The sequence below is a fragment of the Vibrio barjaei genome, from assembly GCF_001639065.2.
Taxonomy (GTDB): Bacteria; Pseudomonadota; Gammaproteobacteria; order Enterobacterales; family Vibrionaceae; genus Vibrio; species Vibrio barjaei.
Window position 1 is genome coordinate 42741 of sequence record NZ_LQXO02000012.1, and the last position, 12871, is coordinate 55611.

The following is a 12871-nucleotide window of genomic DNA, read 5'->3' on the forward strand; positions in this document are numbered from 1 at the left end:
TACATTTTTGCAACAAGGATGATGATTTGCTCAACAAGTTTAATGTCTATTAAACAAAGTCCTTGAAGCTAAATGTAGAAAGTGTCGTTCAGCTGACACAAAAGGAGTTACCATGATAGACGTTGTTGATCTGTCGAGACTGCAATTTGCACTCACGGCAATGTATCACTTCTTGTTCGTTCCATTGACTCTCGGTATGGCGTTCCTGCTAGCCATCATGGAGTCCCTCTACGTAATGACCAATAAGCAAATCTACAAGGACATGACAAAGTTCTGGGGTAAGCTATTTGGTATTAACTTCGCTCTAGGTGTTGCCACCGGTCTTACTATGGAATTCCAGTTTGGTACCAACTGGTCTTACTATTCCCATTATGTTGGCGACATATTCGGTGCCCCGCTTGCTATCGAAGCCCTCGTAGCCTTCTTCCTCGAATCCACTTTTGTCGGACTTTTCTTCTTCGGATGGGATAGGCTCTCAAAACGTCAGCACTTAGCCGTTACATGGTTAGTTGCGCTTGGTTCGAACTTCTCTGCACTCTGGATTCTTGTTGCAAACGGTTGGATGCAACACCCAGTAGGCGCTGAGTTCAACTTTGAAACAATGCGTATGGAAATGGTGAGCTTCGCTGAGGTAGTACTCAACCCAGTAGCTCAGGTTAAGTTTGTTCACACAGTAGCATCAGGCTATACAACGGGTGCAATGTTCATCCTAGGTATCAGCTCTTACTACCTACTTAAAGGTCGTGATGTTGCATTTGCTCGTCGTTCGTTTGCTATCGCAGCTTCGTTCGGTATGGCATCTATCCTATCGGTAATCGTACTTGGTGATGAATCAGGTTACGAGCTGGGTGATGTTCAAAAAGTGAAACTCGCGGCTATTGAAGCAGAGTGGCACACTGAGCCAGCACCGGCAGCATTTACTCTGTTTGGCTTACCAAACCAAGAAGAAATGCACACCGACTTCGCGGTTAAGATCCCATATGTAATGGGTATTATCGCAACGCGTTCTCTAGATACTCCAGTAACTGGCCTTCGTGACCTACGCGAAGAGCACGTCGATCGTATTCGTAACGGTATGTACGCTTACGAGCTGCTAGAAAAACTTCGTGCAGGTGACCGCAGCGAAGCTAACGTTGCCGCGTTTGATGAAGTGAAAGATGACCTAGGTTACGGTCTACTACTTAAACGCTACACAGACAAAGTTGTTGATGCGACAGAAGATCAAATCCAAGCAGCAGCGGATGACTCTATCCCTAAAGTTTGGCCGCTATTCTGGTCATTCCGTATCATGGTTGCGTGTGGCTTTGTCATGCTATTCGTATTCGGCGCAGCGTTTGTACAAACATGTCGTCAAAAAATCGAACAGAAGAGATGGATTCTCAAAGCAACGCTATTCAGTATCCCACTACCTTGGATCGCTATCGAGGCAGGTTGGTTTGTTGCTGAATACGGACGTCAACCGTGGGCTGTTGGTGAAATTCTACCTACTCACGTAGCCGCGTCAGCGTTAACGGTAGGCCAGCTATGGTCTTCACTGTTCGCAATCATTGCCCTCTATACTGTGTTCCTAATTGCTGAAGTTTACTTGATGGTGAAATTCGCACGTAAAGGTCCAAGTAGCTTGAAGACTGGTCGTTACCATTTCGAACAAAATGACGAAACGGTAGAGAACAAAGTTAGTCGCCAAGTAGAAGCGTAAGCAAGGAGAAAAAGAATGTTTGATTACGAAGTCTTACGACTCATCTGGTGGATTCTGATCGGCGTACTATTGGCTGGTTTCGCAATCACCGATGGATTTGATATGGGGGTAGGTGCTCTAGTGCCTATCCTAGGTAAAACGGACAGCCAACGCCGTGTAATGATCAACTCGATTGCCCCTCACTGGGATGGTAACCAAGTATGGTTGATCACTGCTGGTGGTGCGTTATTCGCTGCATGGCCACTTGTTTATGCAACGTCGTTCTCCGGTTTCTACTTTGCAATGATTGTGACGCTAGCAGCGCTATGGCTACGTCCAATCGGTTTGGACTACCGTTCAAAGCTAGAAGACACCAAATGGCGTAACGTTTGGGATATCGCTATTTCAATCAGTGGTTTTGTTCCACCAATCATCTTTGGTGTGGCATTTGGTAACTTGCTACAAGGTGTACCGTTCCAACTGAGTGAATTCATGATGCCAACGTATCACGGTTCGTTCTTTGGTCTACTAAACCCATTTGCGCTACTTTGCGGTCTAGTAAGCTTGTTCATGATCTTGCTACAAGGCTCAACTTGGCTACAAATGAAGACAACAGGTGATATCCATACTCGTGCTCGCAACACAGCACAGCTAATGGGTCTATTGGTTGTTGCGGCTTTCGTAGCAGCAGGTTTCTGGATTCAAAACATCGATGGCTACTCAATCGTAAGCGCAATCGACGGCAATGCAGCATCTAACCCACTTAATAAAGAAGTGGTTCGTGAAGCAGGTGCGTGGATGGCGAACTTTGAGAAGTACCCACTACTTTGGATTGCTCCAGCACTAGGTGTGGTGATGCCTCTACTAGCAGTACTGGCTTCGCGTCTAGAGAAATGTGCAGTGTCGTTCATTGCTTCTTCTCTAGCGAACGGCGGCATCATCTTTACGGCTGGTTTTGCAATGTTCCCATTCGTAATGCCAAGTAGCCTAAACCCTAACCATAGCTTGACTATGTGGGATGCGACTTCAAGTGAGTTGACTCTGAACCTAATGACAGCAGTAGCGTTCGTAATGGTTCCAGTAATTCTTAGCTACACAGCTTGGACTTACTACAAGATGTTTGGTCGTCTTGATGACAAGTTCATCGAAGAAAACAAAAATTCACTTTACTAAGGAGCATTTGATATGTGGTATTTCGCTTGGATTTTAGGTGTATTACTTGCGTGTGCATTTGGCATCATCAATGCTCTTTGGCTAGAGCATAGTGAGATGATGGACGAAGACAGTGAGTAACCTTAACCAACAGTTAGAGCAACTCCACAAACCAGTAGATAAGACGCTATTGCGCGTCTTATCCCTGATACTCGGCTTTGTAAATGTCGGTTTGTTTATGTGGAGTCCAGACCAATACGCTGACGCCATTGGTGGCTTCTCGCCATTCTTAGGATTGCTATTTGTATTGTCTGTTTGTGCCAGCATGGTGTTTGGAGTCGGATTCCGACCGAGGTTCTGGCTCTGGCAAGCGGTGTTCAGTCCGTACTTGTCACTAACTGTGTTGAGTTACTTAACGTTAATGTACGTTATCTAAAGAAAACCCGAGCATAGCTCGGGTTTTTTACCTTTTGAAACAAACAAACTTTCGAAACTGCTAATAACTTCATCAGTTGAGTGTAAATTTTGGCACTTTATTCAAAATTTTTTGTCAGCTCTTATAACAAACACAATCACTTGCGTTATATTAGAGCGCAGTATTCATTAGGAAGTTACCAGTTTGTCTCAGTTATCACCGTATTTCGAATTCCCCATCACCGTCTATTATGAAGACACCGACGCAGGCGGTGTGGTCTACCATTCGAATTATCTCAATTTCTTTGAACGCGCCAGAACCGAGTTGCTTCGTAGCAGAAACGTACACCAACGTCAGTTGCTTGACCAACAAGTAGGTTTTGTCGTTCGTCATATCGATATTGATTTTATCCGCGGTGCACGACTAGACGACCACCTCACAGTGAAGACACATATTTCTGAATTCAAACGAGCGTCATTAACATTTCAACAAGAAATTGTTGATGAGCAAAATGTGACAATTGCAAAGGCTCTCGTTAAAGTGGCATGTATCGATAATATAAAAATGAAGCCGAAGGCTATCCCTTCGACTATCTTATTGGAGTTAAAAAACAGTGACGGCTGATATTTCGTTTGTGGACCTCATTCTAGAGGCAAGTCTACTGGTTCAATTGGTAATGTTGATTCTGCTTGGGATGTCAGTCGTATCTTGGGCGATGATCATCAAACGCAGTAAGGTACTAAAACAGGCAACTAAAGACTCAGACGAGTTTGAAGATAAGTTCTGGTCAGGTGCCGATCTTTCACAGATCTACCAAGATGTGAAGAAAAGAAAAGACGATCTTTCTGGGTCAGAAGAAATTTTCTACAGTGGCTTCACCGAGTTCTTAAGACTTCGCAAGTCGAATGCTGATTCTCCAGCATTTATTATGGAAGGCACTGGTCGTTCTATGCGCGTTGCCGTTTCTCGCGAAGTAGAAGAGTTGGAAACTAACCTACCGTTTCTGGCGACTGTTGGTTCAATCTCTCCATATATCGGCCTGTTTGGTACCGTTTGGGGCATTATGCATGCGTTTATCGCGCTAGGTGAAGTAAAGCAAGCAACACTAGCGATGGTAGCACCAGGTATTGCCGAAGCACTGATTGCAACCGCAATGGGTCTATTCGCGGCTATTCCTGCCGTAATGGCGTACAACCGACTCAGTAATAAAGTGGGCAAGTTGGAGCACAACTACGCGACCTTCTCAGAAGAGTTTCACAGTATCCTGCATAGACAGGCAATGGCAGGTAGGGAGCAGTAATGGCTGGCTACCAACCAAAGAAACGTAAGCTGACATGTGAAATCAACGTTGTTCCTTATATCGACGTAATGCTTGTTCTGCTTATCATCTTTATGGTGACGTCACCTTTCGTTACACAAGGTGTCGATGTTGAACTACCAAAAACGTCTACCGCTAAGCCAGCCACTGAGCTAGCTGGTGACACTGATGCAAGTTTTATTATTGTAGAAGTTGATCGCGACGGTAATTTTGGTTTGAGCGTTAACAATGAGGACATGCAAAGAGGACTTAGTTTGCAAGACATTATCGTACGCGTCCGAGCTGAGTTGTCGATCAACCCAAATTCGCCTGTCGCTGTAGGCGGCGATGCGGCTACCCCTTATGCAGAGGTAGTGTTGTTGTTAGATGAGTTAAGTCAGGCCGGTATCCCAAAAGTGGGCCTACTAACCGATATCAGGGAATAGTCATCGCAACGGTATGAAAAGCAATAAGAAGAATAACTCAAGCTACGGAAAGCCAATAGCGATCTCTTTGTTTGCACACTTGATGCTGGTCGTTGCTTTATTGTGGGGGACAGACTTCACAATGAATAAAGCGGAACCAACAGGCATGGTGCAAGCGGTGGTCATCGACCCTGCTAGAGTGCGCCAACAAGCGCAAGAGATTCGCAAGCAGCGCGAAACTGCGGCGAAAAAAGAACAAGATCGTCTCGATAAGCTACGCCGAGAAAGCGAACAACTTGAACGTAATCGTAAAGCGGAAGAGGAGCGCATTCGCAAGCTAAAACAGCAGCAAGCAAAAGATGCGCAAGCTGCTCGTGAAGCAGAAAAACGCCGTGAAGTAGAACGAAAACGTGCTGCGAAAGCGGAAGCAGAACGCAAAGCGAAAGAAGAAGCTGTCCGTGTTGCAGAACAGCAGCGAATTGCGAAAGAAGCTGCGATAGCCGAAGCAGAGAAAGAGCGCCTTGAAAAAGAGCGCGCGATTCAAGAAGCACAGGCTAAAGCACAACGTGAGAAAGAGGCCGCGGAGCGTGCTGAAAAAGAACGTATTGCTAAAGAGAAAGCAGCGAAAGAGGCAGCTGAAAAAGCTCGAGTAGAGAAAGAACGTCTGCAGCAACTAGAGCGTGAGCGTAAGGAGCAAGAGGCAGCGCTTGATAACATCTTCTCAGGTCTTGAAAGTGAATCAGCACTTAATACTAGTGCTCGTTCAAATCACGTTGCATCAGAAGTACAACGTATGGGGGCTATCTACACTCAGCTAATTCAACAAAAGCTGCTTCTTGAGGACAGCTTTCGGGGAAAGCAATGTCGAGTTAACTTGAAACTGATACCTGCGGGTAACGGCGCTATCGCTGGTCAAGTTGCAGTACTCGATGGAGATAGCAGACTTTGTGCCGCGACTAAGCGTGCGATAGCTCAGGTTGGAACCTTCCCGCTTTCAAAAGAAGCAGATGTGAACCAACAACTTAAAAACATTAATCTGACCGTAGTTCCAGAGTAAAAAGGAAGACCTCGTGATTAAGCGAATACTATTAGGAATGGCATTAGTGCTGAGCTTCGCTGCTCAGACTGCAAATGCCGCTTTAGAACTTGTCATTACCGACGGTATTGATTCCGCAAGACCTATCGCCATTGTCCCATTTAAGTGGGAAGGTGAGGGAAAACTTCCTCATGATGTTTCGGCCGTGATTGCATCAGACTTACAACGAAGTGGTAAGTTTAGTCCTGTAGCAACCAGCAAAATGCCGCAAACGCCTTACGATGCGTCAGACATAAACTTCGAGGCGTGGACATCAATTGGTGTTGATTCGTTGCTAACGGGTACCATCGTGAAAAACGCAGAAGGTAACTACGAAGTAAGCTACCAACTGGTTGATGTAGTACGCGGTCAATTGACTGGCGGCAAATCAAAGGCTCTAAGTGATGATGGCCAACTGGTTCTGTCGAACGATCACGTCCTATTCAAGAAGAAAGCAACCGTTCCAGGTAATCGCCTACGTGAATATGCTCACCGCATTTCCGACCTTGTTTATGAAGAACTAACTGGTGAGCGTGGCGCATTCTTAACTCGAATTGCTTATGTCGTTGTTAATGACAAAGATCAGTACCCATATCAAATGCGTATTGCTGACTATGATGGCTATAACGAGAAGCTTGTTCTACGTTCTAAGCAGCCACTAATGTCTCCGGCTTGGTCTCCAGATGGGAAAAAACTTGCCTATGTAAGTTTCCAAAATGGACAAGCTGAAATCTTCATCATGAATATCTACACAGGTAAGCGTGAAAAGATTACGTCATTCCCACGTCACAATGGTGCGCCAAGATTTTCTCCTGATGGCAAGACGTTAGCGTTAACACTATCAAAGACTGGGCAACTGCATGTATATACGTTAAATCTTGAAACAAGAAAACTACGTCAAATTACTAGCGGTAGGTCAAATAATACGGAACCGTTCTGGAAACCAGACGGCAAATCCCTTATTTTTACGTCGGATAGGGGTGGTAACCCTCAGATTTATGAAGTAAATTTGTCCGACGGTAAAACTAAACGTATCACATGGCAGGGTAGACAAAACCTCGGTGGGCAGATCACCCCTGACGGTCGCTACCTCGTGATGGTAAATCGCTCGAACTCTGGATTTAATCTTGCAAAACAAGACTTAGAGACTGGTTCAGTGCAAATTCTCACGAAAACACTGCTAGATGAATCACCAAGCATCGCACCAAATGGTGGCATGGTGATATACAGCTCTATTTATAACAAAACTAACGTCCTTTCTATGGTTTCCATCGATGGGCGATTTAAAGCTAGACTACCGGCTACAAATGGGCGCGTAAGAGCACCTGCATGGTCACCGTTTTTATAGCAATTAAATTTTTAGGTTAAGGAAATAACAAATGCAATTAAACAAAGTTTTTAAGGGGTTGCTAATCGCACTTCCAGTTCTTGCGATGACAGCATGTAGCTCAACTGATGACGCTGCGTCATCAACAGGTGCAGAGACTTCTAACCAACAGCAGCAAGAAACTGTTGTTGCTACTCCAATCGATGAGAATGCACAACTTTCTGAGCAAGAGCTAAAAGAAAAAGCGCTTCGTGAAAACCAAACTATCTACTTTGCGTTCGATAACTCTACAATTGCTGGTGACTACGAAGATATGCTTGCAGCACACGCAGCATACCTAAGCAAAGACCCATCACTAAAAGTGACTATCGAAGGTCACGCTGATGAGCGCGGTACACCTGAGTACAACATCGCACTAGGCGAGCGTCGTGCACAAGCTGTAGCTAAGTACATCCAAGCTCTTGGCGTACAAGCTGACCAAATCTCTATCGTAAGCTACGGTGAAGAGAAACCACTAGTACTAGGTCAATCTGAAGACGCGTACGCGAAAAACCGTCGCGCAGTTCTAGTTTACTAATTCAATCTGCTTAAGATTGTTGAGTCGCAGCCCTTGCGCTGCGACTCATTGTTTTAAGCCACGGCAATTGAGGTAATAACCTTTATGAACAGTAACATTAAGCGCGTTGTTACGCTTACGTTACTAGCCGGCGCAGCAAGCACAGCTTACGCGACAAAAGCACCGGTTACCGACTTGAGCGCAACATCTTCCTCGGCAACTGCTGCCTCTATTTCAGCAGCCCATGCTGCAACCAATGAAACTGACGTTCAACGATTAGAACGCCTGCTTCAAAACCGCAATCGAGTTCAGTTGCAAATGCAGCAACAGCTCGACGACATGACGCAAGAAATCGCAACCTTACGTGGTCAGCTAGAACGCAACAGCTACGATATGGAGCAAATGTTGCAGCGTCAGAGAGAACTATTCATTGAGATCGACAAACTCCGCTCTCAAGCAAGCACGGCCGCAGTCCCAGTTCCTGTCGCAAAAGACAGTACAGCTCCTCAAGGTAAGTTCAGCACCGACGCTGATGAGCAAACCGCCTATCAAAATGCTGTAGACCTTATCCTGAAGAAGCGTGACTATGCAGGTGCTATCGAAGCATTCAAGCAATTCCAAAAAGATTATCCAAACTCAACCTTTATGCCGAACACGCATTATTGGTTAGGTCAGCTTTACTTCGCCAAACGCCAAGATTCAGAAGCAGAAAAGAGCTTTAAAGCGGTATTAGGCTTTAAAGAATCCAACAAACGTGCAGATGCACTAGTTAAACTAGGCGACCTAGCGAAGCGCAGCAACAAAGCAGCAGAAGCGAAAAAGTACTACGAGCAAGTGATTGCTGAGTACCCTGGTAGCTCTTCTGCGAAAGTGGCTCAGTCTAATTTGAAATAATAATCAAACAAGTGCGTTGTCGCTTTTATAGCCGGGCGCCTGCATTGGCAGGCGTTCACCTAAAGCGATCCCAACCACCCAAAGCTCGTCATTCCTGCGCAGGCAGGAATCTACTAAAAGCGCGTTCAGCACTCGCTGGAATAAGACCCCTGCCTCCGCAGGGGTGACGCTCAAAACAACGTCTGTATCAGTTGTGGATGTAATTGTTCTATCTTCCAGCCTAACACTCCCATACAACCCATCACACTCTTAGCCCGATGCGACCACTTTCTATTCAACTTTGGTCGATTACCTCAGGCCTGCCTTTGTCCTTGTAGGAATATCCGTGTACAATGCTCGGACTATTTGGAAGTAGCATAGAGCATGCGCTATGAGCCACATCTTAGACACTATTGATACGGTATATCCGTTTCCCCCTAAGCCTGTTCCTCTAAGTGATGACGAGAAACAGCAATACATTGCAAACATCAAAACGCTATTAAAACAAAAAGACGCGGTTTTGATTGCACACTATTACACCGATCCTGAAATCCAAGCTCTTGCAGAAGAGACGGGTGGTTTCGTGGGTGACTCTCTTGAAATGGCGAAGTTCGGTAACCGCCACGATGCGTCGACACTGATCATTGCCGGCGTTCGCTTTATGGGCGAATCCGCAAAAATCCTAACGCCAGAAAAACGCATTCTGATGCCAACTCTAGAAGCGGAATGCTCTCTAGACCTTGGCTGTCCTGCGGACAAGTTTACTGAGTTCTGCGATGCGCACCCCGACCACACGGTGGTGGTTTACGCCAACACTTCAGCCGCCGTAAAAGCACGAGCTGACTGGGTTGTGACATCAAGTATCGCCCTTGAAATCGTTGAGCACCTAGATGCAGAAGACAAACCAATTATCTGGGGTCCAGATCGTCACCTAGGTTCGTACATTGCAAACCAAACTGGTGCAGACATGCTTTTATGGCAAGGTGAGTGTATCGTCCATGACGAGTTCTCGGCCAAGGCATTGAAAGACATGAAGTCAGTGTATCCAGACGCAGCGATTTTGGTACACCCGGAGTCTCCAGCGAGTGTAGTTGAACTGGCGGATTCTGTCGGTTCTACCAGCCAGTTAATCAAAGCAGCTAAAGAGCTACCACACAAGCAGATGATTGTCGCGACCGACAAAGGCATCTTCTTCAAAATGCAGCAAATGGTGCCAGAGAAGGAGCTGATAGAAGCTCCAACAGCAGGTGCTGGCGCAACATGCCGCAGCTGTGCACACTGTCCTTGGATGGCGATGAATGGCCTACGTGCCATTGAAAAAGCACTAAAAGACGGCGGTGAAGAGCACGAAATCTTCGTAGACGACGAGCTACGCGTTAAGTCGCTGATTCCTTTAAACCGCATGTTGGACTTTGCTGAGCAACTGCAAATTAAAGTGAAAGGCAACGCGTAACCACTAAAGTTAACGCTGTTCTCAAAAACCAGTCTTCGGACTGGTTTTTTCGTATATGTTGTTAGCCATTTTCATATATGCTTAACACATAATCCGTCTACGAATAGGGAAGTCAGTGGCGATTTGGTTACAACTCAGAAAATGGTTTCATTCTCATCTGTTCGAACTCAGGTTTAAAAGCTTAACGGCTGCCATTTTGCTTTATGCTGGCTTGTCATGGGTATTACTCAGGGCCAGTGGCGAAACGGACCTGACGGTTCCTATTTCTCAATTCATCTACTTTATTGTCGTTACCGCTTCAACGGTTGGTTACGGCGACTTATCTCCAACGACGGAAGCAGGTCGTTGGGTGGCTATCTTATTTGTCATCCCCGGGGGACTGATGTTGTTTGCGGCGTTACTTGGCCGCTTAGCAGCACTCGGGCTCGATTCTTGGCGTTCTGGACAACTCGGTAAAAGGAAAGTAAATGTGGAAAATCATATTCTAATGTTGGGTTGGAATGGTCAGCGTACTATTCATCTTATTCGTATGTTGCAACATGAAGAGACAGGTCGCAGACCTATAGTTTTGTGCAGTCGTTCGGATATCGAAAACCCGCTTCCCGGTGAGATTTCTTTTGTCAAAGTGAACAGCTACACCGACGGACGAGAAATGGAGAAAACCAACATCGAAACCGCTAGTTGTATTCTTATTGATAACCCCGAAGATGATATAACCCTCTCTGCGGCCCTTTATTGCTCGAACCGCAACCCTAATGCTCACCTGCTGGTTTATTTCAAAGACGAAGCGCTGAGCGACCTTCTACATCAACACTGTCCAAACTCAGAATGCATTCCAGCTGTAGGAGCGGAAATGCTTGCTAAGGCCGCGGTTGACCCAGGTTCAAGTGCCTTACATCAAGAGCTATTAAGCTCAACACGAGGCATGACACAATACTCGGTTCACTACCCAAACGATGCTCCAGACTCATCGGTCGAAGCCTTGTTCAACTGGATGAAAGTAGAGTACCAAGCGACTTTAATCGCAGTGGATGTAGGAAATGGCATCATTCTTAACCCAGATCTCGAACAATCCATTTCCGCTGGCAATAAATTGTTCTATATCGCCGACGAGCGAATTGACAATTTTTCTTGGAAAAACCTCTAGCCACAAGCCTATGTCATCAAATTGTTCATCGATATTTGAAATGTGAATAATTTGAGAAAGAAAAATATCTTGATACGGAAATGTGTTCTGTTTATTATGCGCGCGCTTTTTTGAAAAAATGAATGAACGTTCATTCATTGATTATGGGAACCTTACAATTCATGCGCGTAAACTTGTTGTCGCTACTTGTCCTTTCTGCTATTGCACCATCTATTGTGGCCGCGAAAGAAGACGTCGTTATACCTAGCTATGCTCAACTTGAAACCAAGAAAGAAGAGATGGTGTTCGAACACGACGTTACTAAAGCAGACGCTAAGGTAGACGAATACGATGACGCTATCTCAAAACTAAAAGACGACAATACCGATAGCCGCTATTCAGAGACCATCTCAGATCTAAAGTACGCAAAAAAATACTACCGTGAAGTGAATGGGTTACCCATGTTCAGCTTCCTAGGTGGACCTGCATTTACTCCGGAACAAGGTGTACTTGTTGCGGTAGGTGGTTTGTATTCATTCAAAACCGACCGTGAACAGCAACAACTGCAACGCTCAAGTGTCTCGGCATTTATCATCGGTAACTATGTTGATTCGGAAGTAGGTTATGGTTTGCGAGCTAAACATGACCTGTTTTGGAATAACGATGATATTCAATTCCAAGGTGCATGGAACGCAGGTACTCAAGGCAAACACTATTGGGGCATCGGCTATGATGCCGCGCAACAGTTTGATTTTGGCGATGTCACTCAATACAAAGCCAACACCAACAATTATAAAGGCAATTTGATCTTTCGAATGGTCGACAACTGGTTTGCAGGCCCCGCAATAAAGCTGAATTACTTTAGTCCAACCACCGAACCTGATTCGGCGATATTGGATGAAAATTTTAACGAGTTCAAAGATAAACCTTTTACATGGGGTCTAGGTGGCAGCATTCAATACGATTCTCGTGACGTTGCCGTTAACCCTTGGAGTGGCTCTTTGTTTAGAACAGAGGTGCTGCTGTATAGCGAAGCACTAGGCAGTCAAGCTGAGTACCAGAAACTGGACGTGGAATATCGAACTTTCCATAGTTTCCAGAAGGGTCGAGTGTTGGCAGTGCTAGGTCGATTCCAACAAGCTTTTGGCGATACGCCGTATTACGACATGCCTGAACTAGGCGGCGCAAACTCGATGCGCGGTTACTATCAAGGCCAATATCGTGACAAGGTGACGGCAGAAGTAACCGCTGAATACCGACATACATTCCGTCGTAGCTCAGGCGCGCTATCTAACCATGGCATTACCGCATGGACGGGCGTGGGCTCGGTGGGAGAGTCTGTCGAAGATTTATCGGGACACGCTATTTTGTCTTATGGCATTGGCTATCGCTATGAACTTCAACCGCGCATGAACATCCGCCTTGATTTAGGGATGGGTAAACATGGCTCGGCATTTTATTTCAACTTTACTGAAGCTTTTTAGGTAAACCGTT

General features: G+C 45.6%; 14 protein-coding genes. All 14 read left to right on the top strand.

Features of this window, described 5'->3' with window-relative positions; translation table 11 throughout:
* The first annotated feature begins 112 nt into the window (after positions 1-112).
* The 14 genes from cydA to AWH66_RS06660 all read left to right on the top strand — a co-directional run bounded on the left by cydA (position 113) and on the right by AWH66_RS06660 (position 12861).
* Positions 113-1699: a cytochrome ubiquinol oxidase subunit I gene (gene cydA, locus AWH66_RS06590; protein ID WP_063605596.1), complete on the top strand. Its 1587-nt coding sequence runs from the start codon at positions 113-115 to the stop codon at positions 1697-1699.
* Between the two features lie 15 nt (positions 1700-1714).
* Positions 1715-2851 carry a cytochrome d ubiquinol oxidase subunit II gene (cydB, locus tag AWH66_RS06595; RefSeq protein WP_031495488.1) on the top strand — a complete coding sequence of 379 codons (1137 nt, stop codon included), beginning with the start codon at positions 1715-1717 and terminating at the stop codon, positions 2849-2851.
* A 12-nt stretch (positions 2852-2863) separates the two neighbouring features.
* Entirely contained in the window at positions 2864-2971 is a 108-nt protein-coding gene (gene cydX, locus AWH66_RS06600; RefSeq protein ID WP_006075291.1) for a cytochrome bd-I oxidase subunit CydX, read from the top strand.
* Positions 2964-3266, top strand: a complete 303-nt coding sequence (gene ybgE, locus AWH66_RS06605) for a cyd operon protein YbgE (RefSeq protein WP_006075292.1) — start codon at positions 2964-2966, stop codon at positions 3264-3266. The genes cydX and ybgE overlap by 8 nt, the downstream gene beginning before the upstream one ends.
* A gap of 183 nt (positions 3267-3449) precedes the next feature.
* On the top strand, positions 3450-3869 hold the full coding sequence (gene ybgC, locus AWH66_RS06610) for a tol-pal system-associated acyl-CoA thioesterase (protein ID WP_006075293.1): 420 nt from the start codon (positions 3450-3452) through the stop codon (positions 3867-3869).
* The gene (tolQ, locus tag AWH66_RS06615) at positions 3859-4545 is read left to right on the top strand and encodes a protein TolQ (protein WP_063605595.1); all 687 of its coding nucleotides are present in this window, start codon (positions 3859-3861) and stop codon (positions 4543-4545) included. The genes ybgC and tolQ overlap by 11 nt, the downstream gene beginning before the upstream one ends.
* Positions 4545-4988 carry an ExbD/TolR family protein gene (locus tag AWH66_RS06620; protein ID WP_063605594.1) on the top strand — a complete coding sequence of 148 codons (444 nt, stop codon included), beginning with the start codon at positions 4545-4547 and terminating at the stop codon, positions 4986-4988. The genes tolQ and AWH66_RS06620 overlap by 1 nt, the downstream gene beginning before the upstream one ends.
* A 13-nt stretch (positions 4989-5001) precedes the next feature.
* The gene (gene tolA, locus AWH66_RS06625; protein WP_063605593.1) at positions 5002-6024 is read left to right on the top strand and encodes a cell envelope integrity protein TolA; all 1023 of its coding nucleotides are present in this window, start codon (positions 5002-5004) and stop codon (positions 6022-6024) included.
* 37 nt (positions 6025-6061) lie between these two features.
* Positions 6062-7390 (top strand): Tol-Pal system beta propeller repeat protein TolB, encoded by a 1329-nt coding sequence (gene tolB / locus AWH66_RS06630; protein ID WP_006075297.1) that lies wholly within the window; start codon positions 6062-6064, stop codon positions 7388-7390.
* A 31-nt stretch (positions 7391-7421) separates the two neighbouring features.
* Positions 7422-7946 carry a peptidoglycan-associated lipoprotein Pal gene (pal, locus tag AWH66_RS06635; protein ID WP_006075298.1) on the top strand — a complete coding sequence of 175 codons (525 nt, stop codon included), beginning with the start codon at positions 7422-7424 and terminating at the stop codon, positions 7944-7946.
* Positions 7947-8030: 84 nt separating this feature from the next.
* Positions 8031-8819 carry a tol-pal system protein YbgF gene (gene ybgF / locus AWH66_RS06640; RefSeq protein WP_063605592.1) on the top strand — a complete coding sequence of 263 codons (789 nt, stop codon included), beginning with the start codon at positions 8031-8033 and terminating at the stop codon, positions 8817-8819.
* A gap of 370 nt (positions 8820-9189) precedes the next feature.
* Positions 9190-10251, top strand: coding sequence for a quinolinate synthase NadA (gene nadA / locus AWH66_RS06650; RefSeq protein WP_006075300.1), 1062 nt, complete (start codon positions 9190-9192; stop codon positions 10249-10251).
* Between the two features lie 115 nt (positions 10252-10366).
* Positions 10367-11398, top strand: coding sequence for a potassium channel family protein (locus AWH66_RS06655; RefSeq protein ID WP_063605590.1), 1032 nt, complete (start codon positions 10367-10369; stop codon positions 11396-11398).
* A gap of 122 nt (positions 11399-11520) precedes the next feature.
* The gene (locus AWH66_RS06660; protein WP_083399964.1) at positions 11521-12861 is read left to right on the top strand and encodes a BamA/TamA family outer membrane protein; all 1341 of its coding nucleotides are present in this window, start codon (positions 11521-11523) and stop codon (positions 12859-12861) included.
* The last annotated feature ends 10 nt before the right edge of the window (positions 12862-12871 follow it).

Bases quoted from the DNA above. Each gene is read 5' to 3' on its own strand.
- cydB (WP_031495488.1), top strand. From the start codon at position 1,715: ATGTTTGATTACGAAGTCTTACGACTCATCTGGTGGATTCTGATCGGC.
- AWH66_RS06620 (WP_063605594.1), top strand. From the start codon at position 4,545: ATGGCTGGCTACCAACCAAAGAAACGTAAGCTGACATGTGAAATCAAC.
- AWH66_RS06660 (WP_083399964.1), top strand. From the start codon at position 11,521: ATGAACGTTCATTCATTGATTATGGGAACCTTACAATTCATGCGCGTA.
- tolA (WP_063605593.1), top strand. From the start codon at position 5,002: ATGAAAAGCAATAAGAAGAATAACTCAAGCTACGGAAAGCCAATAGCG.
- cydA (WP_063605596.1), top strand. From the start codon at position 113: ATGATAGACGTTGTTGATCTGTCGAGACTGCAATTTGCACTCACGGCA.
- tolB (WP_006075297.1), top strand. From the start codon at position 6,062: ATGGCATTAGTGCTGAGCTTCGCTGCTCAGACTGCAAATGCCGCTTTA.
- cydX (WP_006075291.1), top strand. From the start codon at position 2,864: ATGTGGTATTTCGCTTGGATTTTAGGTGTATTACTTGCGTGTGCATTT.
- pal (WP_006075298.1), top strand. From the start codon at position 7,422: ATGCAATTAAACAAAGTTTTTAAGGGGTTGCTAATCGCACTTCCAGTT.
- ybgF (WP_063605592.1), top strand. From the start codon at position 8,031: ATGAACAGTAACATTAAGCGCGTTGTTACGCTTACGTTACTAGCCGGC.
- nadA (WP_006075300.1), top strand. From the start codon at position 9,190: ATGAGCCACATCTTAGACACTATTGATACGGTATATCCGTTTCCCCCT.